The following is a 23808-nucleotide window of genomic DNA, read 5'->3' as shown; positions in this document are numbered from 1 at the left end:
GACCATCAGACCAACTCACAAGCACCCACACGAATTGCTTGATTCAGTTGTTAAAGAGCGGTTGGTTGATTCTTTCGTTTCAACCGAGGCGCGCATTCTACGCTGTCCTCATTTCCTGTCAAGCGTTTATTTTCAGAAGTTTTCGTTAAACTCTTGAAACATCAACCACTTGACTCGCTTCGCTGCCTCTTGAAGCGGGAGGCGAATTCTACAGCGTTACAACCTGCTGTCAACCACCTTTTTCACCGCGTTCAATCCGGAGACCGAAGCACTTCCAGCATCTTCAAAATCGCTAACTCGTTGAATCTCAAGGAGTTTCGCGTTCCGTTGTCGCTGGAAGTGGGGCGCATTATAAGGGGTTGAAACGGCCCGTCAAGCGTTTATTCGAAAAATCATTCAGCTTCGATGGAAATCCGTGCAAAAGCCTTTTTGCCAGCCTGGCAAACGTGCACCGAGCCCACCGCAAACACGAAGTCACGATCTACCACTGCCCCATCGACCTTCACGCTGCCAGCCGCCAGGAGGTCGCGGGCAGCGGCGGCATTCTTGACCAGGCCCGCCTTATTAAGCACAGCACTGATGGGCAATGCTTCCGAGGCGCTGACGACGACTTCCGGAAGGTCTTCCGGCAACTCACCATCCTTCATACGATTGCCGGCGGCACGATGCGCAGATTCAGCCGCCTCGCGGCCATGGAAGCGTTCGATCAGCTCTTCGGCTAGCAGAATCTTGATATCGCGCGGGTTGGCACCGGCTGCCACATCAGCCTTCAATTGCTCGATCTGCTCCATGGAGCGGAAGCTCAACAGCTCGTAGTAGCGCCACATCAGGCTGTCAGGCATGGACACAATCTTGGTGAACATGGCACCCGGCGCTTCCTGGATGCCGACGTAATTGTTCAGCGACTTGGACATCTTCTTCACACCGTCCAGCCCCTCGAGCAACGGCATGGTGAGGATGTTCTGAGCGGGCTGCCCATAGGCCCGCTGAAGCTCACGCCCCATCAGCAGGTTGAATTTCTGATCGGTACCACCCAGCTCAACGTCCGCTTCGAGAGCGACGGAGTCGTAGCCCTGTACCAGCGGATAGAGGAATTCGTGAATGGCGATTGGCTGGTTGCCGGCATAGCGCTTCTGGAAATCGTCGCGCTCGAGCATCCGCGCCACGGTGTACTGCGAGGTCAGGCGAATGAAATCGGCCGGCCCCATCTTGTCCATCCAGGAAGAGTTGAAGGCAACCTCGGTGCGCTGAGGGTCGAGGATCTTGAACACCTGAGCCTTGTAAGTCTCGGCATTGGCCAATACCTGCTCCCGAGTCAGCGGCGGCCGAGTGGCGCTCTTGCCGCTAGGGTCTCCGATCATCCCCGTGAAGTCCCCGATCAGGAAAATCACATGATGCCCCAGCTCTTGAAACTGGCGCAGCTTGTTGATCAGCACCGTATGCCCAAGGTGCAGGTCCGGCGCGGTCGGATCGAAACCTGCCTTGATACGCAATGGGCGCCCGAGCTTGAGCTTCTCGACCAGCTCGGCCTCGACCAACAGTTCATCCGCACCGCGCTTGATCAGCGCCAGCTGCTCTTCTACCGAGTACATATAAGGAAGCCCGCAAGATTCAGTTTCAAAGGGGGCAAACATACAAGATCAGCTGCATAGGGCCAAGTCCAAGGCAAATGTGACTTCCTGCAACACTCTGAACGTCTGCGAGGGTTGCCTCGGTAGGCTTTTGGTTATATTTTATACAGTTATTTCATCATCTTCATCATCACGTTCACCTTCACCTCTTCATCTTCTTCACATTCAAAGCCTAGAAAACCATGACCGAAGCCCCGTCCAAAACGCCGCCGCTTTACCCCAAGAGCCATATCGTTGCAGCCAGCGGCATCGCCGCACTGCTCAGCCTTGCCTTGCTGGTATTTCCTTCTAGTGAGGTCGAAGCCAAGCGAACCTCGCTCAGCCTCGATATGCCTTCCCCTTCCGATTCGCTCAAGGAGCAACCACTGGAGGCAACAGAAGCCTCCGAGCAGGCAGAACCTTCGCCTTTCGCTGAAATCGATAACCCAGACGCCGCGCCCGCAGCCCAGGCCGAGCCCGAGGCTGTGCAGCCCGACCCACAAACCCATCGCCAAGTGGTTGTAGCCAAAGGTGATACGCTGTCGACCCTATTTCAGAAAGTCGGCCTTTCCGCCAGCGATGTGCAGGCCGCACTGGACAGCAATCCCCAGGCCAAGCAATTCACACGATTGCAGCGCGGCCAGGTCCTGCAGTTCGAACTCTCACCCGATGGCCAATTACAAAGCCTGCACTCGCAGTTGAGCCGTCTCGAAAGCATTCGCCTGAACCGCAAGGGTGATACCTTTGCCTTCGAAAAGGTCGTTGAAAAACCGGTCATTCGCAGTGCCTACGCACATGGAGTAATAAACAGCTCGCTGTCGCTTTCGGCACAGAAGTCAGGCTTATCGCATACCCAAGTGTTGGACCTGGCCAACATCTTCGGTTACGACCTGGATTTCACTCAGGATATCCGCCAGGATGACCAGTTTGACGTCATTTATGAGCAACGCGTGCTTGACGGCAAGGTGATTGGCACCGGAAGCATCCTTTCGGCGCGTTTCATCAGCCGCGGCAAAACCTATACCGCGGTGCGCTACACCAACAAGCAAGGTAATTCGAGTTACTACACCGCCGATGGCAACAGCATGCGCAAGGCCTTCGTGCGCTCGCCTGTCGACTTCGCCCGAATCAGTTCGCGGTTTTCCGGCGCACGTGCTCACCCAATCCTTAACAAGATCCGCGCCCACCAGGGCGTGGATTACGCTGCCGCGCGAGGCACACCCATCAAGGCAACAGGCGACGGCAAAGTCATTCTGGCCGGGCGCAAGGGCGGGTACGGCAACACTGTAATCATCCAGCATGGCAATACCTACCGCACGCTCTACGGGCACATGCAGGGCTTCGCCAAGGGCATCCGCAGCGGGTCGGCGGTCAAGCAAGGCCAGGTCATTGGCTACATCGGCACCACAGGCCTGGCCACTGGCCCCCATGTTCATTACGAATTCCAGGTAAACGGCGTACACGTCGACCCGCTTGGCCAAAAACTGCCGATGGCAGATCCGATCGCCAAGGGTGAGAAAGGCCGCTTCATGCAGCAGAGCCAGACGCTCATGGCGCGCATGGACCAAGAGCGCTCTACCCTCGTCGCCTCGAGCAAGCGGTAACATGGCGCTCTATATAGGCATCATGTCCGGCACCAGCCTAGACGGGCTGGATATCGCCCTGGTCGACCAACAAGACGCGAGCCTGCAACTGCTGGCCAGCCATTACATCCCTATGCCCCCAGAACTGGGCCAGCAGTTGCTCGCGCTGTGCAGCCCCGGGCCGGATGAGGTGGCACGCGCTGCCAAAGCCGAGAATGCCTGGGCGCGCCTGGCGGCAGAGGGGGTCAACACCCTGCTGAGCAAGGAGCGATTAGGTGCGTCGCACATTCGCGCCATTGGCAGCCACGGGCAGACGATCCGCCACGAGCCCTCGCAGGGGTTCACGGTACAGATCGGCAACCCTGCTCTGCTCGCCGAACTGTCGGGTATCGACGTGATCGCCGACTTCCGCCGTCGCGACGTGGCAGCGGGCGGCCAGGGTGCCCCCTTGACGCCGGCCTTCCATGACTGGCTGTTTCGGGACGTGGGCGACGCTGTGGGCGTGTTGAACATAGGCGGTTTCACCAACCTTACCCTGCTGGTCGAGGGCCAGCCCGTTTCCGGCTTTGACTGCGGCCCGGGGAATGTGCTGATGGATGGCTGGATCTCGCGCCATCTGGCAAGAGCATTCGACGAGAGCGGGGCCTGGGCCAGCAGTGGCTTGGTGAACCAGGGCCTGCTCCAGCGGTTACTGGCAACTGAGTTTTTCCAGGCTACTGGCCCGAAGAGCACCGGCAGGGAGCTGTTCAACATGGCCTGGCTGGATAGCCTACTCGATGGCCTCGATATCGCTGCAGAAGACGTGCAAGCCACCCTCCTTGAACTCACCGCTCGAAGTGTGGCCGAGGCTATTCAAAGGGCGGGGGTCAGTCTCGCGCATCTGTTGGTATGCGGCGGGGGCGCCCACAATCGGGCACTGATGAACCGGCTGGGAGAATTACTGCACGGTACCAAGGTAGAAAGCACAAAGGCTTGGGGCGTTGACCCTGACTGGATGGAAGCAATGGCCTTCGGCTGGCTTGCCCATTGCTGCCTGGAGCGCCTCAATGGCAACCGCCCCTCGGTGACCGGCGCCACAGGCTCGCGAATCCTGGGCGCCCACTACCCGGCGTGAAGCAGGCTTAGATGGAAAACGACTGCCCGCAGCCGCAAGTCGTACTGGCATTGGGGTTGTTGATCACAAAGCGGGAGCCTTCCAAGCCTTCCTGGTAATCCACCTCGGCCCCTGAAAGGTATTGAAAGCTCATGGGGTCGACCACCAGGCTCACACCCTCCCGCTCTACGATGGTGTCGTCTTCGGCCACGTCTTCATCGAAAGTGAAGCCGTATTGGAAGCCTGAGCACCCACCACCGGTCACGAAGACGCGCAGCTTAAGGCGGTCGTTACCCTCCTCCTCGACCAGCGTCTTCACCTTGACGGCAGCGCCCTGAGTGAACTGCAACGCTACGGGGGTAAAGGACTCGACACTCATTCTGATTCTCCCGGCGCAAGCCGACTTGTTGCGAAATGCGGGCATTATCCGCTTTCCCGAGTAAATTGGTCAACAATGCGCCACCCCTCAGCGCTGGCGCCCAGCGGGAAGCACCACTAACATCGAAGCTTCCGTGACCCTGAACAAGAAGCTCAATCATGCTGTATCTCTGGCTCAAAGCGCTGCACATCGTCGTTGTCGTTTGCTGGTTCGCCGGCCTTTTCTATCTGCCTCGGCTGTTCGTCTATCACGCAATGAGCGAGGACACTGCGAGCAGGGAGCGCTTCAAGGTCATGGAGCGCAAGCTCTACCGGGGCATCATGACCCCTTCAATGCTGCTGACGCTCGCGCTGGGGATCTGGATGCTGTACCTCACCCCAGGCTGGCTGCAACAAGGTTGGATGCACGCCAAGCTGGCTTTGGTGGTGCTATTGGTGGGCTATCATCATGTATGCGGTGCTTGGGTCAAGCGATTTGCGCGAGACGAAAACACCCGCAGTCACACCTTCTATCGATGGTTCAACGAAGTACCGGTGCTCGCCCTGATTGTCATCGTGATACTAGTTGTTGTGAAACCTTTCTAGGGATGGGGGGCGGTTTTGATCTAAACTGAACCGCCCTGTAATATCCACGGCCTCTCACAACGACAGGGAAACGTCCCATGAGCTCGCCCGAAAACGCCTCCCCGATTTCAAATTCGCCTTTCGCCCCACCGGCAGCGAACCTTTCCCAGGGCACTGGCCAATATGGCCCACTGACCTGGAAAAACATGGACGGCCGTATCGGCCGGCTTCGTTATCTGGCCTGGGGGTTCGTGGCCACTGCTGCACTGCTTGCCCTGATCATCGTGGGCACGCTTCTGAACATCCTGGTCACCCCATGGATTGGCCTGCCGATCAGCGTGGTCGGCTATATCGCCTTTACGGTCATTGCAGTCATCATCGCCGGGCAGCGCGTCCATGATCTGGGCTGGTCGGCCTGGATGCTTCTGCTGATGATCGTTCCCTTGGTGAACGTGGTGTTCGGCTTGGTGATGCTCTTCATGCCGGGCAACAAAGATGCTAACCGCTTCGGTGCACCGCCGCCGCCAAACAGCCAGGCGGTCAAGGTCATCGCAACCGTGGCAGTGGTGCTGTATGTGCTCTCCACGCTGCTGTACATGACCTATTTCGGCGCAATGATGGCGAGCCTCAATGAAGGGCTCAACCATCGCTGACCAGCGCAGCGCTCCCCGCGTGGCCGGCCAATGCTAAACTCGCCGGCAACAGGGCCTTGTCTAGGCAGGGCCCGCAAGGAGACCCGCAATGCCCCCCTACACCCTGATTACCGGCGCTTCCAGCAGCCTTGGGCAGGCCCTGGCCGAAGCCCTGGCTCGGCAGGGGCGCTCGATGATCCTGATGGCTCGCTACCGTGAGGAGCTGGAGCCCATCGCCCTGGAGCTCACCGAACGCTTTGGCGTCGAGGTTCTGTTTCGCGCCTGTGACCTGACCGAGCCGCTTCGGCTGTCGGGTTTTTTACTGGAACTTGAAGAGCACCAAACGCGTATCGACCTGCTGGTCAACTGCGCAACCCTGCGCTCGCAAGGGCATTTCCTCGCGCTAGACTGGGGCCGCGAGCAAGACCTTATCGAGTTGAACATTCTTGCCCTGACCAGGCTGTGCCATGCCGTAGGCAATGCCATGGCCGTACAGGGCGGTGGGCAGATCCTCAATGTAGCGGGCCTGGAGAGCTTCAGCCCTGGGCCCTGGCGCAGCAGTTACAGCGCGAGCAAGGCATATGTTCTGCATTTCACCGAAGGCCTGCGCGAAGAGCTGCGGCAAACGGGTATTCGGGTGCAGGCCTTGTGTCCAGGCCCGATACGCCCTTACCTCTTCAACAAGCGATCCGGGAAGGCACTGAGTGTCGAAGAGATCGCGCGGCTAGCAGTAATCGCACTCAACAGGCGGCACACGTTGATAATCCCCGGCTGGCGCAACCGTTTCAGGCTTCGTCTTTGCCGCACACTGCCCCGTTGGCTGGCGCGCAAGCTTGCCGCCCGAGCCAACCGCGCGCACCTGGGCCTTTGACGTAAAGCACTGGGCGCCGCTGCTCAAGGCCGTTACACTGACGAGCACCATCCCCTCACGGAGAACCGATGTGGCTACGCTATTCACCCGGATCATCGACCGCGAGATCCCGGCCAAGATCATCTTCGAAGATGATCAGGTCATCGCGTTCCACGACATCGCCCCGCAGGCACCTGTTCATTTTCTGGTGGTGCCGAAAAAAGAGATCAAGATGCTCTCCGACGTCACCGAAGCCGATGCGCCGCTGCTTGGCCACATCTTCTTCACCGCACAGCGCCTTGCCAAAGAGCTGGGGTGCGACCAAGGGTTTCGTGTGGTCATGAACACCGGTGAACTGGGCGGCCAAACCGTCTACCACATTCACCTGCATGTGCTTGGCCAGCGCTCGATGCGTTGGCCACCCGGCTGATTGAACAGGCTTTTCCATTACCCACTGGAGGTCAAAGTGGCTGCCGAACGCCAGTACTCCCCCCTCGACAAACTGCTGCTTCAGGCCGATACCGTTGCGCGTACTCTGCTGCCGTTCAGCGGGCAGCCGTCGCGCCCCACACCGGCTGCGCCCGAGCCCGACACCTCTCTGGACGAAGACCAGAGCCGCCACGCCGCCGGGCTGATGCGTATCAATCATACGGGTGAGGTGTGTGCCCAGGCGCTGTATCAAGGCCAGGCACTTACGGCTCGGCTGCCGGGCGTACGCAAGGCCATGGAGCATGCCGCCGGAGAAGAGGTTGACCACTTGGCGTGGTGCGAGCAGCGGATCCGCCAATTGGGTAGCCGCCCTAGCGTCCTCAACCCGCTGTTTTACGGGATGTCGTTTGGAATCGGCGCGGTTGCCGGGCTGATCAGTGACAAAATGAGCCTGGGTTTCGTCGCGGCCACCGAGCAGCAGGTGTGCAAGCACCTGGACGAGCATCTGGTCAAACTGCCCGAGGACGACCGCAAGTCACGAGCGATCCTTGAACAGATGCGCGTCGATGAGCAGCAACATGCCGACAATGCCCTGGATGCCGGCGGCCTACGCTTTCCAGCACCAGTGAAATTCGGCATGAGCCTTCTGGCCAAGGTCATGACCAGCAGTACCTACCGCATCTGACCCAAAAAAACCGGCCCTGAGGCCGGTTTTTTTCATCCCAGTTCGATGATCTCGTAATCGTGGGTGATCTCGACACCTCCGCGCCCAAGCATGATCGATGCCGAGCAGTACTTCTCAGCCGATAGCTCTACTGCGCGCTTGACTTGTGCTTCCTTCAACCCACGGCCCTTGACCACAAAGTGCAGGTGCACTCTGGTAAACACCTTTGGGTCTTCGCTGGCGCGCTCAGCCTCAAGGAAAGCTTCGCAGCTTTCGACCGGCTGCCGAGATTTCTTCAGAATGCTGACCACATCGAAGTTGCTGCAACCACCCAGCCCGATCAGCACCATCTCCATGGGCCGCACGCCCAGGTTTCTACCGCCGGCCTCAGGCGGGCCATCCATCACTACTGCGTGGCCGCTGCCGGACTCGCCGATGAACATGGCCTCGCCGGCCCATTGAATACGCGCCTTCATCTCGCTCTCCGTCGGAAAAGATCGCCAGCTTAGCATAGGCAGGATGCCCATTCGGCTCGAAGGGCATTGGCACCCGTATCGCATATCCGACAAGTTCTGATACAGTAGTGCCAATTTGATGGCGTCAAAGAATTCGAACCCTATCGCCCGCCAGCCTGATTGCCGGAATCCGACCATGGCAGTGCCTGTTCCCAAGATCAAAAACCTCGACAAATTTCTGAATCATTGCCAGCGGCGCCGCTACGCGCCTAAAAGCAATCTGATCTGCGCAGGTGATCGTTCGCAGACACTGTCGTACATCATTCGGGGTTCGGTCAGCATCCTGATTGAAGACGAAGAGGGGCGCGAGATGATCGTTGCCTATCTGAACCCAGGCGACTTTTTTGGCGAGCTCGGGCTTTTTGATCCCCCGGCCACCCAACAGGAGCGCAGCGCGTGGGTACGCGCCAAGACTGAGTGCGAAATCGCAGAGGTCAGCTACGACCGTTTCCGCGATATCGCCCAACAGACCCCAGACATCCTATATGCGCTGACCAGCCAGATGGCTCAACGCCTGCGCAATACCACGCGCAAAGTCGGCGACCTGGCTTTTTTTGACGTAACCGGGCGCGTGGCTCGCTGCCTGTTCGAGCTGTGCAAGCAGCCAGATGCCATGACCCACCCTGCGGGCATGCAGATCAAGATCACCCGGCAGGAGATAGGCCGGATCGTAGGATGCTCCCGGGAGATGGTCGGGCGGGTGCTCAAGGACATGGAAGAGCGCAAGCTCATCGAGGTCAAGGGCAAGACGATGGTAGTGTACGGCACCCGCTAGGCGCCGATCTGGTTCAGCAAGCGGGTGTATGCTGCGCAAAGGGCCGGCACCACGTCGACGCCCGGGAAACGTTCGTGTAACGCGATATGCGCATTGGGGTCGCACCGCTGTGGCAGCCCACAGGCATGGTTGAACGAATTGACCGCCGCAACCATGGCTTGGCGATCATTGGTCATCAGCATCGCCCCATGGGCCAGCACCACCGCCCGCCCATTGGCTTGGCGCCATCGCTGGGCGGTGCCGACCCACTTGCGCCCATCCAGGTTGACGTTGTAGCGCCCATCGCAGAATGCACCTTGCACCTCTCCCACAGACGCCTGCCCGCCCTGCTCGCGCAATACCTCACAAAGAGGTTCGCAAAGGCGCAGGTAGGCGGTTTCGATACGGTTACGGTCGTTGTCCTGGGATGGCGCGGCATACACCAACGCCACATTGATGGTCGCCGCCGACTGCGGTACCGGCTCACCGCCGGTTTCACGCAACAGTACCGGCCACCCTAGCGCTGCAGCCGCTTCGCAACCTGCCTGGAAGCCGGCTTCGCGGCCAAGCCTGCGTGGCATCACCAGCGCCTGGTCGGTGGCTTGCCAGAACAGCACGCCGCCTGTTTGATTGCCAGCACACACCTCGACGAGCAAGCGCTGCTCTGCGGCCAGGCCTGCTTCGGTGGGTACACGCAATATGCTCGCCACCGCCGCTAGCTCGGGAAGAACAGCCGTTGCAGCTCGACGCCAGGCTCTTCAGCCCGCATGAAGGCTTCACCTACCAAGAAACCATACACCCCGTTGATTTCCATCAACTCCACATCCGCCCGGTTCAGAATACCGCTTTCGGTAATGACCATGCGGTCACTGGGGATACGCGGCAACAGGTCGAGGGTAGTTTCGAGCCCTACTTCGAAGGTGTGCAGGTTGCGGTTGTTCACGCCTACCAGCGGTGTATCCAGCAACGTGAGCGCTCGCTCCAGCTCGTTGCCGTCGTGAACCTCCACCAGCACATCCAATTGCTGCGCCTTGGCGACGTCAGCCAGCTCGGTCATGAGCGAGTCGCTCAGCGCGGAAACGATGAGCAAGATGCAATCGGCACCCAGCGCTCGAGCCTCGACCACCTGGTAAGGGTCAATCATGAAATCCTTGCGGATGACCGGCAGTGAGCACGCTGCGCGCGCTTCGCGCAGATAGGCATCGGCACCCAGGAAGAAATCGATGTCGGTGAGCACCGACAGGCACGCCGCGCCGCCCCGTTCATAGCTCGCGGCAATCTCGGCCGGCACGAAGTGTTCACGGATGACGCCCTTGCTAGGCGAGGCCTTCTTGACCTCGGCGATCACGGCAGCTTGCTTCTTGGCAGCCCGGCCTTGCAGGGCCTGAGCGAAACCGCGCACCGGGTCGGCCGCTGCTGCCAGCTTCTCGACCTCTGCCAGGCTCACCCGCGCCTTGCGCTCGGCCACTTCCTCGGCCTTGCGGGCGAGGATTTTCTCCAATACGGTCGGCACGCTCATACTTGGTTCTCCAACTGATAAACGGCGGTGAATGCACCCAGCTCTTCGAGTTTTTCGCGAGCGAGGCCGGTGTGCAGTGCATCGTGGGCCAACGCAACCCCTTCCTTGAGGCTGGAAGCATGGTCGGCGGCATACAGCGCAGCGCCAGCGTTAAGCACGATCATTTCAGCGGCCTTCTGGCCCTGTGCCGTCTTGCGCCGGGTGATGGCGTCGCGAATCAACTGCAGCGATGCCTGCGGGCTTTCAACCTCCAGGCCGTAGAGGCTCTGGCTCTGGATACCCAGCGTCTCGGGCTGCACCCAGTATTCGGTGATCTCGCCATGGCGCAGCTCGGCGACGAAGGTCGGTGCGGCCAAGCTGAACTCATCCAGCCCGTCTTTGGAATGCACTACCAGTACATGCTTGCTGCCCAGCCGTGCCAGCACCTCAGCTACGGGCCGGCACAGCGCCTGGCTGAACACCCCAACCACTTGATGCACCACCCCGGCAGGGTTGGTCAGGGGGCCGATCATGTTGAACAGAGTGCGCAACCCCAGGTCACGACGCGGGCCGGCAGCGTGCTTCATGGCGCCATGGTGAGACTGGGCGAACATGAACCCTATGCCGACGCTGTCGATACAGCGGGCGACCTGCACCGGCGTCAGGTTCAGATAAACGCCGGCGGCCTCCAGCAGGTCGGCGCTGCCGCTTTTGCCAGAAACCGCGCGATTACCGTGCTTGGCGACCGTGCAACCCGCCGCAGCGACCACCAGCGAAGCGGCGGTGGACACGTTGAAGATGTTCGCACCGTCGCCACCAGTCCCGACAATGTCGACCACCCGATCGAGCGTCGCCAGCTCGACCTTCCCGGCCAGCTCACGCATGGCCGAGACAGCGCCGACGATTTCGTCGATGCTTTCGCTCTTCATGCGCAGGCCCATGAGGAACGCGCCGATCTGTGCGTCGGTGCATTGCCCGGTCATGATCAGGCGCATCACATCGCGCATCTCATCGGTACTCAGGTCCAGGTGGTCGACCACCCGCGCCAGTGCTGCCTTGATATCCATGAGAGCTCCTTAACCCTGACGCTGGCCGCCGGTTTGCTGAAGAAAATTGGCCAGCAGCGCGTGGCCTTGGTCGGTCAGGATCGATTCGGGGTGGAACTGCACCCCTTCGACGTTCAGTGACTTGTGGCGCAGGCCCATGATCTCGTCGAAGCTGCCATCGGGGTGTTGGGTCCAGGCGGTTACCTCCAGGCAGTCGGGGAGCGTGTCGTGCTTGACCACCAACGAGTGGTAGCGCGTCACCGTGACCGGGTTGTTCAGGCCATGGAACACGCCCACATCGTGATGGAATACCGGGCTGGTCTTGCCATGCATCACCTGCCGAGCACGCACCACATCACCGCCGTAGGCCTGGCCGATGGCCTGGTGCCCCAGGCAGATGCCGAGAATAGGAAGCTTGCCGGCGAAATGCAGGATGCTCTCGATCGAGATACCTGCTTCGGTCGGAGTGCAAGGGCCAGGGGAGACCACGATACGCTCGGGCGCCATGGCCTCGATGTCCGCAAGGGTCACTTCGTCGTTGCGTACTACCTTGACGTCTGCGCCCAGCTCGCCCAGGTATTGCACGACGTTGTAAGTAAAGGAGTCGTAGTTGTCGATCATCAGCAGCATGGCGCTTACCTCTGGAAACATATTACACACGGCTAGGCTCGTTCGCGGCCGATGTCACCGGGCGCGCCCCGCCGGTGCAGGGAAACGAGAAATATGAACAGTGCCAGCGATAGCCGGCCAGGAGGGGGTCAGGCGCGCCAGCGCCAACGGGCGACGGCTTTGATCACGCGCATCAGAAGCTTGCTGACGATCAACACGGGGGAACTCTCTTTCAGTGTGCAGGCACAGTAGCCTACGGGCGCGGCCGGTGCAATACGCAGCCAGGCTGCGGCGGCCGGCGATACCTTGGTATAGCAAAAGCATGCTGACGAACAATGTGCGTCTCGTTGCGAAACTGCCAGACTGGCTCTGGTCAATTCCACTCACCTATACGGAGGCCATGCCATGGACCCAGAACCCGCGCACTCATTCTTGCATTGCCCCCCAAACCTGAGGATTCACCCAACCTGGCCTAACCTCGGCAGGTGCTCGCCACGCGGACGCTAGCAGCACTTCAGCCGCAGGCCACAGGAGGCTCACATGCGGCTCAAAGCCCCCCGCCCTATCGCTCTGGAGCGCGCCCTTCGCGCAGCCATCGCAGCACACCAGCCCACTGCCCTGCACGCCATGCTCGCCTCACATGGGCATTTAGCTGTCGCTCAGACACTGGCCGCAGTTTCTCTTCGCCAAGCCAGCGATGCGCTTTCAATGATGGGTGCCGAGCACCGTCAGCTCCTGGCCCGTCATCTGCCCCGACATCTGCGCACGCAGCTGGGGAGGCAAGCTTGCGGGTTGCTCGCCGGGCCACCTGCACAACCGCCTCGTGCACCGCTACTTCGCTGGCCACGTCGCGCCGCATCGGCAGCTGGCCACGCCTGAACCGCTAGCCCTAAACCTTCAGCAGGACACTGCTCATGCATAACTTGCCACCCATTCCAGGGCGGGGCTGCCGTGCCTCTTTCGCAGCACGCTCCCGCAGCTGGTCACGATACGAGCGCTTGGCCTTCGCCATGCTCGGCTATACCTGGGGGCTGCTGATCGCAGCCGTCGCCGCCCTGTTTTTCTTCAACCGTGAGCTCGACACCCACACCTCGTCCACTTCCAGCTCCCACAGCACGTTCTTTCGCCCTGCAACCACTCAGGCACAGGAGGCGCGCGATGACCACACTCCATAATCAGGCGTGGCAGCGGGTAGCTCTGGCACAGGGGCCTTTGGCCGAGCACGTGTTCTGGCTGGAATTTCCAGGCCCGACAGGCCCCCATTGGCACTGTGCCCCGCTGGGCTTTGAGCTAACCCCTACGCAGCTGTCCACATTCGAATCAGCCACTGCTGCCGTGGCCCTGGACCAAGCCTGCCTGGCCGAGGCCCAACCCGGGGCCTGCGCCCTCGGGTGCTTCCTGACTTGCCTGCAAACGGTCAACGACGCCGCAGAGCGATGGCTGGCCGCGCTCGACACGCACCTGGATGAGGTGATGGCGCAAACCAGTGCGGTGCTGGGCAACCTCGAGACCCGCGGGCGCGACTTCGGCGTCAGCGATGTCATCGATGCCCAGGCCCTGCTCGATCAACTCGAAGCCGCACTGGCCTGCTGCATCGACAACCAGTTACGCCTCTCCCTGGCTGCGCACCAGGCTCAGGGTGCGCAGCCCTGTGCCCAGGGCCCACTGGCCGAACGAATGCTGGTGTTGATCGAAGACATCGAAGCGGTCGAGCAACACGCCGAATTCATGCACCTGCGTATCCGTTTTTTACAGTCGACCAATCAGATGGCCCTGAGCGTCAAGCAGAACCAGATCGTGAAGGTGTTCTCGGTGATCACGGCCGTATTTCTGCCCGCTCTGCTGATCTCGACGTACTACAGCATGAACCTGGCCAACATGCCGATCCTCAAGTGGCAGTACGGCGAGCCCATGGTGATCGGGCTTACCGCACTGCTTGCCCTGCTGCCACTGATCTACGTCAAACAGCGCGGGTGGCTGCGCTGACCGCCCAAGGAGATCCAGATGCATTCATCGAATACCCCGAACGACGCCGGCCTGATCTGGCGTGCAGACCTTACCCTGCAACCAGATACCGGCGCTGCCAGCATCCGCCGCCAGAACGCCATCGACCAGGTTCAACGCAATCGCCCGGGCACTGCCCGAATCGAGCGCGAGATCATGATCGCGGTGATCGTACTCTACACCCTGATCCTGGGCAGCTTTGCCGCACTGCACCTGTATGGCAGCCATGTTTTGCCTGATAAGCCCGAAGCGACCGCCGAGCAGGTGGCCCCATGAGCCGTCTCGACGAACAACGCGCCGCCCTGCTCCAAGCTGGCTGGCTAGGGATGGACGCACACGACCCGGCAAGCCAGGCTTATCTGGCTCAGCATTTCGGTTTGACGGTCGCCGCCCAACAGCACGGCCTGCATTACAGCCAGGGTTTCCTGCTGCTGCCACTGAACTGGGTCTATCTGGACGAGGGCCAGTACCGTCAAGCCCACATCCTGTTTGCCTTGAGGCATGACATCCTCATCAGCATCGAGCAGGCGCCGCAGGCGCTGGCCTGTGCCCGTCTGGCGGTTCTCGACACCCTTCAGCAAGGGCCCGCTCTCCCGCCGGCACGCCATTTGTTCAATGTGCTGGTGGCGCTCAATCAGCAAGCTCACTCATTGCTGGCCATGCTCTCCACCGCGTTGGGCGCCAGCCATCCGGGCTCCCAAGGTTGCGAAGCGCCCAGCATACACTCCGGTGTTGCCGACATCGCCACCACCGCGGTGGCGCTGGGCGAGGCAGAGGAGCTGATGGCCAACGTCATCCAGGCGCAACTGATGCTCGCCAGGGCCTGTCGCTGGCTGCGCCGCCGGCTTGACGACGACACCCGCGGGGCGCCGGCACGGGCACTGCTGGCCGACATCGGCAGTGCACGCCGCCATGCGCTTTTCCAGCACGGCAGAGTGCGCCACAGGCAGCAGTCGCTGATGACCACACTGGACATCAAGCAGAACCAGATCATCAGGATCTTCACCGTGGTCACGGCGGTGTTCACCCCACCTACGCTGGTGGCTTCCTTCTATGGGCAGAACTTTGCCTACATGCCGGAACTTGAACTGCCTTGGGGAGAGTGGATGGTCATGGCGCTGACAGCACTGTTTGCCCTGCTGCCACTGGTATACATCAAGCGCAAGGGGTGGCTGCGATGACCACGCCAACACCAAAACCGTGGGTGCGCTTGCGAGCCTGCTCAACGGCACAATTTCAAGCACTGGCCCGCACGCATGAGCGGCTCAGGCAAGGCACAGTGACCACAGGGCGCTTGCGCTGCCTGCGCTGGGTGGAGCATCAAGCTCAGCTAACCGACGTGCTCTGGAGCTTCGACAAAGGGCAATTGGTGACGCTGGAAAACGCCGGTGCTGCGCCTTGGCAGCCACCGCACAGCATGCCCGCTTGCCCTACGCATACAGCGCGAATGTTGCTGGATCAGCTCACCGCCCACATCGCACAAGTGCTCGACAGGATCGCGGCTGAGCTGGCAGCCAGCAACCAGGTCGCTGGCCTGCGGGCCATGCCCGATACCCGGCCACCCCAGCAGCAACTCACCGAAGAAATGGGTAGTTACGAACAACGCATAGACCTGTTGCTGGGCTTCGTGATGGACTCGGTATCCGACATAGAGCGCTGTGTTCGCCAACTCAGCCAGCCGCCACGGCCGGCCCCGCAAGGCGAAGCATTGCTCAAATGCCTGCATGTACAGGCAAAGCGCGCGCGCGCGTTGCGCCAGAGGCTGTGGAACGCAGGCCGCACCCAAGCCGAAGCCACCGCCACCAGCGATCTGGGCATCACCAAAGTGTTTACGGTGCTCTGGGCCGCGTTCATACCCGGCACAGCCCTGATCAACTGGTATGGCCAGAATTTCGAAGTCATGCCCGAGCTTTCATGGGAGGGCTCGCTGTGGAGCCAGTTGCTGGCGGTGCTGGCGCTGACCGCTGTACCCATATGGATGATCAAGCAGGCAGGCGCCCTGCGCTGATGAGAAGGAGAACACCGGATGCCACTGTTTCATGCAACCGGGCTGCACGCTTTGGCCGTTGCGGCGCTGCACTTGGGCTGTGCTTTCGTACTGGGCGCGCTGATCGGCTTTGAACGGCAGCTGCGCCAGCGCACAGCGGGGTTGCGAACCAACACATTGGTGGCTGTTGGCGCCGCAACCTTCGTGTTGTTGGGTGCTCGGCTGTTCGATATCTACGGCGGCGGGCAAACCCCGGTGCACGTGGTGGCGTACGTGGTCTCGGGTATCGGCTTTCTGGGTGCCGGCACCATCATCAAGGAAGGCGCCAACATCTCCGGCCTCAACACCGCCGCCACACTCTGGGGCTCAGGCGCCGTTGGCGCCAGCGCTGGCGCCGGGCTGATCGCCGAAGCGGCAATCGCCACCGTTTTTGTGCTGGCGAGCAACACCCTGTTGCGGCCCTGGGCAAACTGGATCAACCGCATGCCCCTGCGTGCCGACCGGCGCGAGGCAACCTACACCTTCTACGTGATCTGCGCACGCCAACACCACGGCGCAGTGCGCGAGCAGGTCAGCGCCCACCTTGAGCAGGCCAGTTACCCCGCCCGGCAAATCGATGACGAACCCTTCGGCCAGCACGATGTGGAACTGGCGTTCACGCTCTACGCCACAGCAGTGCAATCAGAGGAGCTCGACACCCTCAGCCGCCGCCTTCAAGTCCTCGACGGTGTGCGCCAAGCGTTCTGGAGCGCTGCCGATGAGGCCTGAGGCAACCTGGGCGGCGGCGCTGGGCGTCATGCTGGTGATTTTCTGGGTCGACACCGTGACCCCCTACGAGGTGGCCGTTTCGGTCTTTCACACCGCCCCGCTACTCTGGGCTGCCAGGGCCGCGCACCGCAAGGCCTTGCCGTGGCTGGCCGGTGCAGCCATGGTGCTGACTGTCACCAGCTTTATGCTCACGGCTCAAGGCGACTACCGCGCCGGCCTGATCAACACCGCGCTGAGCGTTACCGCCATCGCCTCCACCGCGTGGCTGATTCTCAAACGGCTGGCCGCCGAGCGCGCCAGCCAAGCCGCGCAGCGGCAAATGGCCCGTGCTGCCAGGCTGCGCCCGCTGCACAGCCTGGCAGCAACCCTGGCCCACGAAATCAACCAACCCTTGGCGGCAGTGGTCACCAGCGCCCACGCCAGCCTACGCTGGCTTGACCGGCAGCCCCCAGACACTGAGCGTGCCAGGCAGGCACTGGCAAGGGTGGCCGGTGAAGCGCAGCGTGCCGGAGACATCCTCGCAAGGGTGCGCAACCTGGCCCAAGGCATAGCCGGGCCGCAGGTAGCATTCGACTTGAACCAGGCCGTACATCAGATGCTGGAGCTGGCCATGCCCACGCTACGCGATCAAGGCATTGACGTGAGCCAGGCCCTGGCAAGCGACCTGCCTGCTGCGGTGGCAGATCCCATACAGGTTCAACAGGTGATCAGCAACCTGCTGCTCAACGCCGCCCAGGCCATGGCCCAGCAACCGGTGCGCCTGCTAGGCGTACGCACCTGGCAAGAGGGGCAATTGCTGAACTTGAGTATCACAGACACCGGCCACGGCTTCCCGAAACAGGTGCAAGCTCGGCTCTTCGATGCCTTCTGGAGCAACCGGCCCGGTGGTCTGGGCATCGGCCTGAGCTTGTGCCGCACCCTGATCGAGGCCAACGGCGGGCAAATCGATGGCCAACCCGGCGCTTCCGTTGGCGCTGTATTCACCTTCACCCTCCCGGCTCAGACGCAGGCTTGCACATGAACTCAGCATGCCTTGTTCATATAGTCGACGATGACCCCGCCATTCGAGACGCGCTCCAGGACCTGCTCGCCTCGGTGGGTTTGGCGAGCCAGGCCCACGCCGGCACCGAGGCATTCCTCGCCCATCCGCCGCACCCAGGCCCGGCCTGCCTGATTCTGGATGTGCGCATGCCGGGCCAGAACGGCCTGGCATTTCATCAGCAACTGAAGGCCTCGGAGCGGTGTATGCCGGTGATCTTCATCACCGGGCACGGTGACATCGCCATGGGCGTCCAGGCCATGAAAAATGGCGCGCTGGAATTTCTGACCAAGCCCTTTCGTGATCAGGAACTGATCGACGCCGTGCATCAAGGGTTGGCTCTCGACCAGCAGCAACGAGCGCTCCGGGAGGCGGAAGAGGCCTTGGCCGCCCGCTGGGCCACGCTGACAGCAGGAGAACAGCAAGTGGCGCGAATGGTCGTGCAAGGGCAACTGAACAAACAGATTGCCGCACACCTGCACCTGAGCGAGATCACGATCAAGGTTCGTCGCGCCCAAGCCATGCGCAAGATGGGCGCGGCATCATTGCCGGAGCTGGTCAGGCAGCTTGAAAAGCTGCCGCGCTGATCAGCGACCTTGCTCGGCCAGCGCCACCGCTCGGAACATCGCGCGGCGCTTGTTCAGGGTCTCCTCCCACTCAAGCACCGGGACTGAGTCGGCAACGATGCCACCCCCAGCCTGCACGTGCAGCTCGCCGTTCTTGATCACGGCCGTGCGGATGGCGATGGCGGTGTCCATGTTACCGTTCCAGGCGAAGTACCCCACCGCGCCACCGTATACACCTCGCTTGACCGGCTCCAACTCGTCGATGATTTCCATCGCCCGGATCTTCGGAGCCCCCGACAGCGTGCCGGCCGGAAGAATCGCGCGCAGGGCATCCATGGCCGTAAGGCCAGCCTTGAGCTTGCCGGTCACGTTCGAAACGATGTGCATCACGTTCGAATAGCGCTCGATGACCATCTTCTCGGTCAGGCGCACGCTGCCGACTTCCGACACGCGGCCGGTGTCGTTGCGGCCCAGGTCGATCAGCATCAGGTGTTCGGCGATTTCCTTTTCATCGCTGAGCAGGTCGCGTTCCAGCGCCAGGTCGTCTTCTTCGGTGGCGCCGCGTGGGCGGGTGCCGGCAATAGGGCGAACCGTAACCTCGCCCTCTTCGACACGCACCAGCACTTCCGGTGAGCTGCCAACGACATGGAAGTCACCGAAGTTGAAGAAATACATGTATGGGGTGGGGTTGATACTGCGCAGTGCGCGGTAGAGGTCGATCGGCGCGGCTGCGAAGTCGATGGACATCCGCTGCGAGGGCACCACCTGCATGCAGTCGCCGGCCAGGATGTAGTCCTTGATGCGCCCCACCGCATGTTCGTAATCCGCCTGGGTGAAACTTGAACGAAACGCAGGCTCGGCGCCTTGAGGCTTCGACATGTCGAGGCCCAGGCGGGGCGCCAGCGGCTGGCGCATCTGCTCGAGCAGAGCCTGCAGGCGTTGCTGGCCGGCGTTGAACGCATCGGGCTGGCCTGGGTCGGCCAACACGATCGCATGGACCTTGCCGGCCAAGTTGTCGAACACCACGACGGCATCGGAAACCATCAGCAGGATGTCCGGCACGCCGATCGGGTCAGGGTTGGGCGAGGCGCCAAGGCGTTTCTCGACATAGCGCACGCTGTCGTAGCCGAAATAACCCACCAGGCCGCCATTGAAGCGCGGTAGGCCTGGCAGGGTCGGTACGCTGTAACGGGCCTTGAACTGCTCGACGAACGCCAAGGGGTCTTCGACCTCGGCGCTTTCGACCTCAACGCCATCACGGGTCACGCTCACACGGTAACCATGCACTCGAAGCACAGTGCGGCAGGCCAAGCCTATGATCGAATAGCGGCCCCATTTCTCACCGCCCTGAACGGACTCGAGCAAATAGGTATTGGGCACATCGGCGAGCTTCAGGTAGATGGACAGCGGGGTGTCGAAGTCGGCCAGGGTTTCGAAGGCCAAGGGGATCCGGTTATAGCCGGCCTCGGCCAGGCGCAGGAATTCTTCGCGGGTCATGATCTGCCTCGTGGCGGATAAAAGGGACAATCAGGCAAACGCACCGGCAGGGCCGGCCAGACGCAATCAGGCGCGCCAGCGCCAACGCGCCAGTGCCTTGATGACTTTCATCCAGAGTTTGCAGGTGCCCGCCACGATAGATTCCCGGCCAGGTGAAGGGGTGGATTCGCCCAACGTTACAGCACCGGAAGATGCCAGGCAACCTGGCAACAGTTGCCGCAAGTCACCGGCCACCAGGCTTGGGCATTCGTCGGCAATAGGCTTGCCATGGTTGTAACCATAGGTGAGCCCGACGCTGGCGACACCTGCGGCCTGCGCGGCGAGGATGTCGTTGCGCGAATCGCCGACAAACAACGCCTGATGCGGCTCCACGCCCGCCATCTTCATCACGAAGAACAGCGCGGCGGGGTCGGGTTTCTGCTGAGGCAAGGTGTCGCCGCCAATGATCCAGCGAAAGTAGCGGCCCAGCTTGACCTCGTCGAGCAGCGGCGCCACGAACTGTTCAGGCTTGTTGGTGATCAGCGCCATCTCTACGCCGCGCTTTTGCAGCCATTTCAGGGTTTCACGCACGCCGGGGTACACCACCGTGTTGTGGTTGCCCTTGCCGTAGGCCTGCATGAACAGCTCAAGCGCCTGCTCTGCCTGCTCGTCGCCGATCGCCGAGTGGTCCAGGCCGCCAGCCAGGGCGCGGCGCACCAATACCTTGGCGCCGTTGCCGATCCACAGCCTGACTTGCTCGATGCCCGCTGGCGGGCGGCCGAGCTGGCGCAGGGTTTGGTCAACGGCGGCCGCCAGGTCAGGCACCGAATCAACCAGTGTACCGTCGAGGTCGAACATGACCAGGCGCGGCAACTGCCCATGGAACAGCTGCTCAAGGCCGCTCATGAGCGGGCCAGCGCCAGCTCTTCACGCATCTGATCGATGACAGCCTTGTAGTCAGGGGCATTGAAGATGGCGGAGCCGGCCACGAAGGTATCAGCGCCGGCGGCGGCGATTTCGCGGATGTTCTTCACGTTCACGCCGCCGTCGATCTCCAGGCGGATATCACGCCCGCTTGCATCGATCAGAGCACGCGCTTCGCGCAGCTTGTTCAGCGTACCGGGAATGAACTTCTGCCCGCCAAAGCCTGGGTTCACGCTCATGAGCAGGATCATGTCGACCTTGTCCATTACGTATTCGAGCAGGTTCAGCGGGGTCGCCGGGTTAAACACCAAGCCTGCCTTGCAGCCGCCGTCGCGGATCAACTGCAAGGAGCGGTCGATGTGCTGGCTGGCTTCGGGATGGAAGGTGATATAGCTGGCGCCGGCTTCGATGAAGTCACCGATGATGCGGTCGACCGGGCTCACCATCAGATGCACGTCGATCGGTGCGGTGACGCCATACTTGCGCAGTGCCGCGCACACCATCGGGCCGATGGTGAGGTTGGGCACGTAGTGGTTGTCCATCACATCGAAGTGAACGATGTCCGCGCCTGCGGCGAGAACGTTATCCACCTCTTCGCCCAGGCGGGCGAAGTCGGCGGACAGGATGGATGGAGCAATTGCATAGGGCTGCATGGCGCACCTGTCGGCTATGATCACAGTGGCGCGGATTGTACCCCACTGCTCCCCAGGCGGCGATGACTCACCTCAGGCTGGCGCGCTGGTGCGCAGGCGCTCGCCCCGGCCGCGCAACCACTCCAGGGTCAGCAGCAGAACCACCGAGAAGGCGATCAGCAAGGTGGCCGCCGCGGCAATGGTGGGGCTCAGGTTCTCGCGGATGCCGCTGAACATCTGCCGCGGCAGGGTCGCCTGTTCAGGCCCTGCCAGGAACAGCGTCACCACCACTTCATCGAAGGAGGTGGCGAAAGCGAACAACGCGCCGGAGATCACACCCGGCGCGATCAGCGGCAAGGTGACCTTGCGGAAGGTCAGCAGCGGGTGGGCGCCAAGGCTGGCCGCAGCGCGAACCAAGTTGTAGTTGAAGCCTTGCAGCGTGGCCGAAACGGTGATGATCACGAACGGTACGCCCAGTACCGCGTGCACCATGATCAGCGAAAAGTAACTGTTGCCCAGGCCCAGCGGTGCAAAGAACAGGTAAGTGGCGACACCTACGATGACCACCGGCACCACCATGGGCGAAATCACCAGCGCCATCACCAGCGCCTTACCGGGGAAATAGCTGCGCACCAACCCGATGGAAGCCAGGGTGCCGAACACCATGGCCAGCAGGGTTGCGGCCGGCGCGACGATGATGCTGTTGCGCAATGCCCTCATCCATTCGGCCGAGGCAAAGAAATCCTGGTACCAATGCAGCGAGAAGCCCTGCATCGGGTACACCAGGAAGCTTCCGGAATTGAACGACAGTGGAATGATCACCAGCACCGGCAGGATCAGGAACAACAGCACGGCGCCACACAGGACACGCAGTGCGTAGTACCACACACGCTCGATAGGCGACTGATAGGGGCTCAACATGGCGGTGTCCTCAGCTCAGGCGCAGGCGGCTGGCGCCGACCAGCTTGCTATAGATCAGGTAGAGAATGACGGTGGCCAGCAATAGCAGGCCTCCCAGCGCAGTGGCCATGCCCCAGTTGATGCTGGTGTTGGTATAGAAGGCGACGAAGTAGCTGACCATCTGGTCGTTCGGGCTGCCCAGCAGCGCCGGGGTGATGTAGTAACCGATGGCCAGTATGAACACCAGCAGGCAGCCGGCACCTACGCCTGCGTAGGTTTGCGGGAAGTACACCCTCCAGAAGCTGGCGAAGGGGTGGCAGCCCAGCGAGATCGCCGCCCGCATGTAGCTGGGGGAGATGCCTTTCATGACGCTGTAGATCGGCAGGATCATGAACGGCAGCAGAATGTGCACCATCGAGATGTACACGCCCACGCGGTTGAATACAAGCTCCAGCGGTTTGTCGATGATGCCCATGGCCATCAGGGCGCTGTTGATCAGCCCACCGGACTGCAGCAGCACGATCCAGGCTGCGACCCGTACCAGGATCGACGTCCAGAACGGCAGCAGCACCATGATCATCAGCAGGTTGCTCTGGCGAGCCGGCAGATTGGCCAGCAGGTAAGCCAGCGGATAGGCCAACACCAAGCACAACAGGGTGATCACCAGGCCCATCCAGAAGGTCCGGGCGAAAATGTCGAGGTAGATGGCCTGTTCGGGGCTGGCAGGGGCCAGCTCGCCGAGGTCGTCGATGCGGTGATCGACCGAGGCCAGCAGGTAATAGGGCGTCACGTCGCTGGTGTTGCGGCGGATCACTTGCCAGTACGCCGGGTCGCCCCAGCGCTCGTCCAGGCCCTCGAAGGCTTCCTTATAGGAGGCCGGCACTTCGCTGAACGGCAGCGCACGGGCGGTTTGCATCAGCAGGCTGCGATAGCCGGCTGTTTCCATGTTCAAGCGCTTGGACAGATCGCCCAATTGCTGGTTCTTGCGTGCCTCTACCAGATCCTCGCTGAACGCTTTATAGACGTTCTCGTCCGGCAGGCCCTTGCCGTCCCAGGTAGTGATCGCAGCCACGGTGCGGGGCAAAGTTCCGACCACCTCCGGGTTGCTGACGCTGCGGTACAACAGCGCACCGATCGGCACCAGAAACACCAGCAGCAGGAAGATCACCAGAGGGGCGATCAACGCCTGTGCCTTCCAGCGGTTGACGCGTTCAGCGCGGATCAGGCGCTGCTTCAGGGACGGGCCAGCGTCGGCCAGCGGGGCGGATGGGGCCATTGAAACTCTCC

The 23808-nt window shown here is 61.5% G+C and carries 28 protein-coding genes; 16 read left to right on the top strand and 12 right to left on the bottom strand.

Annotated elements, in window-relative coordinates; translation table 11 throughout:
* Positions 1–392: 392 nt before the first annotated feature.
* Positions 393–1592, bottom strand: coding sequence for a tyrosine--tRNA ligase (tyrS, locus tag F474_RS12750; protein WP_097084765.1), 1200 nt, complete (start codon positions 1590–1592; stop codon positions 393–395).
* Positions 1593–1813: 221 nt separating this feature from the next.
* Here tyrS and F474_RS12745 point away from each other — a divergent pair, with 221 nt between their 5' ends.
* Positions 1814–3214, top strand: a complete 1401-nt coding sequence (locus F474_RS12745; protein ID WP_097084764.1) for a peptidoglycan DD-metalloendopeptidase family protein — start codon at positions 1814–1816, stop codon at positions 3212–3214.
* Position 3215: 1 nt separating this feature from the next.
* Positions 3216–4307 (top strand): anhydro-N-acetylmuramic acid kinase, encoded by a 1092-nt coding sequence (locus tag F474_RS12740; protein ID WP_097084763.1) that lies wholly within the window; start codon positions 3216–3218, stop codon positions 4305–4307.
* Positions 4308–4314: 7 nt separating this feature from the next.
* Here the strand turns inward: F474_RS12740 and erpA are convergent, their stop codons facing one another.
* Positions 4315–4665, bottom strand: coding sequence for an iron-sulfur cluster insertion protein ErpA (erpA, locus tag F474_RS12735; protein ID WP_097084762.1), 351 nt, complete (start codon positions 4663–4665; stop codon positions 4315–4317).
* 161 nt (positions 4666–4826) lie between these two features.
* On the opposite strand from erpA, the gene hemJ reads away from it, so the two are divergent.
* The 5 genes from hemJ (at position 4827) to coq7 (ending at position 7824) form a co-directional block, all read left to right on the top strand.
* Positions 4827–5249, top strand: a complete 423-nt coding sequence (gene hemJ, locus F474_RS12730; protein WP_176510722.1) for a protoporphyrinogen oxidase HemJ — start codon at positions 4827–4829, stop codon at positions 5247–5249.
* 77 nt (positions 5250–5326) lie between these two features.
* The gene (locus F474_RS12725; RefSeq protein WP_097084760.1) at positions 5327–5881 is read left to right on the top strand and encodes a DUF805 domain-containing protein; all 555 of its coding nucleotides are present in this window, start codon (positions 5327–5329) and stop codon (positions 5879–5881) included.
* Positions 5882–5969: 88 nt separating this feature from the next.
* A complete protein-coding gene (locus tag F474_RS12720) occupies positions 5970–6731 on the top strand; it encodes an SDR family oxidoreductase (RefSeq protein WP_097084759.1) in 762 nt (253 codons plus the stop codon).
* Positions 6732–6801: 70 nt separating this feature from the next.
* Complete coding sequence (locus F474_RS12715) at positions 6802–7140, top strand: histidine triad nucleotide-binding protein (RefSeq protein ID WP_097084758.1); 339 nt, start codon at positions 6802–6804, stop codon at positions 7138–7140.
* 36 nt (positions 7141–7176) lie between these two features.
* Positions 7177–7824, top strand: a complete 648-nt coding sequence (gene coq7 / locus F474_RS12710; protein ID WP_097084757.1) for a 2-polyprenyl-3-methyl-6-methoxy-1,4-benzoquinone monooxygenase — start codon at positions 7177–7179, stop codon at positions 7822–7824.
* A gap of 32 nt (positions 7825–7856) precedes the next feature.
* Here the strand turns inward: coq7 and F474_RS12705 are convergent, their stop codons facing one another.
* On the bottom strand, positions 7857–8279 hold the full coding sequence (locus F474_RS12705) for an OsmC family protein (protein WP_097084756.1): 423 nt from the start codon (positions 8277–8279) through the stop codon (positions 7857–7859).
* A gap of 175 nt (positions 8280–8454) precedes the next feature.
* On the opposite strand from F474_RS12705, the gene crp reads away from it, so the two are divergent.
* Positions 8455–9093, top strand: coding sequence for a cAMP-activated global transcriptional regulator CRP (gene crp, locus F474_RS12700; RefSeq protein WP_097084755.1), 639 nt, complete (start codon positions 8455–8457; stop codon positions 9091–9093).
* On the opposite strand, the gene F474_RS12695 is transcribed toward crp, so the two are convergent.
* From F474_RS12695 to F474_RS12680, 4 genes are read right to left on the bottom strand one after another with little or no spacing between them, the layout of a single operon-like run.
* Complete coding sequence (locus tag F474_RS12695; RefSeq protein ID WP_371916133.1) at positions 9090–9782, bottom strand: biotin/lipoate A/B protein ligase family protein; 693 nt, start codon at positions 9780–9782, stop codon at positions 9090–9092. The genes crp and F474_RS12695 overlap by 4 nt on opposite strands.
* 5 nt (positions 9783–9787) lie before the next feature.
* Complete coding sequence (trpC, locus tag F474_RS12690; RefSeq protein WP_097084754.1) at positions 9788–10591, bottom strand: indole-3-glycerol phosphate synthase TrpC; 804 nt, start codon at positions 10589–10591, stop codon at positions 9788–9790.
* Positions 10588–11637, bottom strand: a complete 1050-nt coding sequence (gene trpD / locus F474_RS12685) for an anthranilate phosphoribosyltransferase (protein ID WP_097084753.1) — start codon at positions 11635–11637, stop codon at positions 10588–10590. The genes trpC and trpD overlap by 4 nt, the downstream gene beginning before the upstream one ends.
* Before the next feature lie 9 nt (positions 11638–11646).
* Entirely contained in the window at positions 11647–12246 is a 600-nt protein-coding gene (locus F474_RS12680; protein ID WP_097084752.1) for an aminodeoxychorismate/anthranilate synthase component II, read from the bottom strand.
* 893 nt (positions 12247–13139) lie between these two features.
* Between F474_RS12680 and F474_RS12670 the strand changes: the two genes are divergently transcribed.
* The 8 genes from F474_RS12670 (at position 13140) to F474_RS12635 (ending at position 18610) form a co-directional block, all read left to right on the top strand.
* Positions 13140–13400 carry a hypothetical protein gene (locus F474_RS12670; RefSeq protein WP_097084751.1) on the top strand — a complete coding sequence of 87 codons (261 nt, stop codon included), beginning with the start codon at positions 13140–13142 and terminating at the stop codon, positions 13398–13400.
* Positions 13384–14211: a CorA family divalent cation transporter gene (locus tag F474_RS12665; protein ID WP_097084750.1), complete on the top strand. Its 828-nt coding sequence runs from the start codon at positions 13384–13386 to the stop codon at positions 14209–14211. The genes F474_RS12670 and F474_RS12665 overlap by 17 nt, the downstream gene beginning before the upstream one ends.
* 18 nt (positions 14212–14229) lie before the next feature.
* A complete protein-coding gene (locus tag F474_RS12660) occupies positions 14230–14505 on the top strand; it encodes a hypothetical protein (protein WP_097084749.1) in 276 nt (91 codons plus the stop codon).
* A complete protein-coding gene (locus F474_RS12655) occupies positions 14502–15410 on the top strand; it encodes a CorA family divalent cation transporter (protein WP_097084748.1) in 909 nt (302 codons plus the stop codon). The genes F474_RS12660 and F474_RS12655 overlap by 4 nt, the downstream gene beginning before the upstream one ends.
* Before the next feature lie 98 nt (positions 15411–15508).
* Entirely contained in the window at positions 15509–16237 is a 729-nt protein-coding gene (locus F474_RS12650) for a CorA family divalent cation transporter (RefSeq protein WP_165830309.1), read from the top strand.
* 18 nt (positions 16238–16255) lie between these two features.
* On the top strand, positions 16256–16984 hold the full coding sequence (locus tag F474_RS12645; RefSeq protein ID WP_097084746.1) for an MgtC/SapB family protein: 729 nt from the start codon (positions 16256–16258) through the stop codon (positions 16982–16984).
* Positions 16974–18005 carry a sensor histidine kinase gene (locus tag F474_RS12640; protein WP_097084745.1) on the top strand — a complete coding sequence of 344 codons (1032 nt, stop codon included), beginning with the start codon at positions 16974–16976 and terminating at the stop codon, positions 18003–18005. The genes F474_RS12645 and F474_RS12640 overlap by 11 nt, the downstream gene beginning before the upstream one ends.
* Positions 18002–18610 carry a response regulator transcription factor gene (locus F474_RS12635; protein ID WP_097084744.1) on the top strand — a complete coding sequence of 203 codons (609 nt, stop codon included), beginning with the start codon at positions 18002–18004 and terminating at the stop codon, positions 18608–18610. Before F474_RS12640 ends, F474_RS12635 begins: the two co-directional genes overlap by 4 nt.
* Here the strand turns inward: F474_RS12635 and trpE are convergent, their stop codons facing one another.
* The 5 genes from trpE to F474_RS12610 form a co-directional block, all read right to left on the bottom strand.
* Entirely contained in the window at positions 18611–20086 is a 1476-nt protein-coding gene (gene trpE, locus F474_RS12630; RefSeq protein WP_097084743.1) for an anthranilate synthase component I, read from the bottom strand. It lies immediately after the preceding gene.
* Between the two features lie 66 nt (positions 20087–20152).
* Complete coding sequence (locus F474_RS12625) at positions 20153–20971, bottom strand: phosphoglycolate phosphatase (protein WP_097084742.1); 819 nt, start codon at positions 20969–20971, stop codon at positions 20153–20155.
* The gene (rpe, locus tag F474_RS12620; protein WP_097084741.1) at positions 20968–21642 is read right to left on the bottom strand and encodes a ribulose-phosphate 3-epimerase; all 675 of its coding nucleotides are present in this window, start codon (positions 21640–21642) and stop codon (positions 20968–20970) included. The genes F474_RS12625 and rpe overlap by 4 nt, the downstream gene beginning before the upstream one ends.
* 72 nt (positions 21643–21714) lie before the next feature.
* Positions 21715–22542, bottom strand: coding sequence for an ABC transporter permease (locus F474_RS12615; protein WP_097084740.1), 828 nt, complete (start codon positions 22540–22542; stop codon positions 21715–21717).
* Positions 22543–22552: 10 nt separating this feature from the next.
* The gene (locus F474_RS12610; RefSeq protein WP_097084739.1) at positions 22553–23797 is read right to left on the bottom strand and encodes an ABC transporter permease; all 1245 of its coding nucleotides are present in this window, start codon (positions 23795–23797) and stop codon (positions 22553–22555) included.
* Between the last annotated feature and the right edge of the window lie 11 nt (positions 23798–23808).

This window comes from Pseudomonas sp. URIL14HWK12:I12, from assembly GCF_003097135.1.
Taxonomy (GTDB): Bacteria; Pseudomonadota; Gammaproteobacteria; order Pseudomonadales; family Pseudomonadaceae; genus Aquipseudomonas.
The sequence above is the reverse complement of the archived record's forward strand: the minus strand, read 5'-3'. Positions and strand labels throughout refer to the sequence as shown.

Excerpts from the sequence above, each read along its gene's own strand:
- tyrS (WP_097084765.1), bottom strand. The coding sequence starts at position 1,592 with ATGTACTCGGTAGAAGAGCAGCTGGCGCTGATCAAGCGCGGTGCGGAT.
- F474_RS12745 (WP_097084764.1), top strand. The coding sequence starts at position 1,814 with ATGACCGAAGCCCCGTCCAAAACGCCGCCGCTTTACCCCAAGAGCCAT.
- F474_RS12740 (WP_097084763.1), top strand. The coding sequence starts at position 3,216 with ATGGCGCTCTATATAGGCATCATGTCCGGCACCAGCCTAGACGGGCTG.
- erpA (WP_097084762.1), bottom strand. The coding sequence starts at position 4,665 with ATGAGTGTCGAGTCCTTTACCCCCGTAGCGTTGCAGTTCACTCAGGGC.
- F474_RS12725 (WP_097084760.1), top strand. The coding sequence starts at position 5,327 with ATGAGCTCGCCCGAAAACGCCTCCCCGATTTCAAATTCGCCTTTCGCC.
- F474_RS12720 (WP_097084759.1), top strand. The coding sequence starts at position 5,970 with ATGCCCCCCTACACCCTGATTACCGGCGCTTCCAGCAGCCTTGGGCAG.
- F474_RS12705 (WP_097084756.1), bottom strand. The coding sequence starts at position 8,279 with ATGAAGGCGCGTATTCAATGGGCCGGCGAGGCCATGTTCATCGGCGAG.
- crp (WP_097084755.1), top strand. The coding sequence starts at position 8,455 with ATGGCAGTGCCTGTTCCCAAGATCAAAAACCTCGACAAATTTCTGAAT.
- trpC (WP_097084754.1), bottom strand. The coding sequence starts at position 10,591 with ATGAGCGTGCCGACCGTATTGGAGAAAATCCTCGCCCGCAAGGCCGAG.
- trpD (WP_097084753.1), bottom strand. The coding sequence starts at position 11,637 with ATGGATATCAAGGCAGCACTGGCGCGGGTGGTCGACCACCTGGACCTG.
- F474_RS12680 (WP_097084752.1), bottom strand. The coding sequence starts at position 12,246 with ATGCTGCTGATGATCGACAACTACGACTCCTTTACTTACAACGTCGTG.
- F474_RS12670 (WP_097084751.1), top strand. The coding sequence starts at position 13,140 with ATGCATAACTTGCCACCCATTCCAGGGCGGGGCTGCCGTGCCTCTTTC.
- F474_RS12665 (WP_097084750.1), top strand. The coding sequence starts at position 13,384 with ATGACCACACTCCATAATCAGGCGTGGCAGCGGGTAGCTCTGGCACAG.
- F474_RS12660 (WP_097084749.1), top strand. The coding sequence starts at position 14,230 with ATGCATTCATCGAATACCCCGAACGACGCCGGCCTGATCTGGCGTGCA.
- F474_RS12655 (WP_097084748.1), top strand. The coding sequence starts at position 14,502 with ATGAGCCGTCTCGACGAACAACGCGCCGCCCTGCTCCAAGCTGGCTGG.
- F474_RS12645 (WP_097084746.1), top strand. The coding sequence starts at position 16,256 with ATGCCACTGTTTCATGCAACCGGGCTGCACGCTTTGGCCGTTGCGGCG.
- F474_RS12640 (WP_097084745.1), top strand. The coding sequence starts at position 16,974 with ATGAGGCCTGAGGCAACCTGGGCGGCGGCGCTGGGCGTCATGCTGGTG.
- F474_RS12635 (WP_097084744.1), top strand. The coding sequence starts at position 18,002 with ATGAACTCAGCATGCCTTGTTCATATAGTCGACGATGACCCCGCCATT.
- trpE (WP_097084743.1), bottom strand. The coding sequence starts at position 20,086 with ATGACCCGCGAAGAATTCCTGCGCCTGGCCGAGGCCGGCTATAACCGG.
- F474_RS12625 (WP_097084742.1), bottom strand. The coding sequence starts at position 20,971 with ATGAGCGGCCTTGAGCAGCTGTTCCATGGGCAGTTGCCGCGCCTGGTC.
- rpe (WP_097084741.1), bottom strand. The coding sequence starts at position 21,642 with ATGCAGCCCTATGCAATTGCTCCATCCATCCTGTCCGCCGACTTCGCC.
- F474_RS12615 (WP_097084740.1), bottom strand. The coding sequence starts at position 22,542 with ATGTTGAGCCCCTATCAGTCGCCTATCGAGCGTGTGTGGTACTACGCA.
- F474_RS12610 (WP_097084739.1), bottom strand. The coding sequence starts at position 23,797 with ATGGCCCCATCCGCCCCGCTGGCCGACGCTGGCCCGTCCCTGAAGCAG.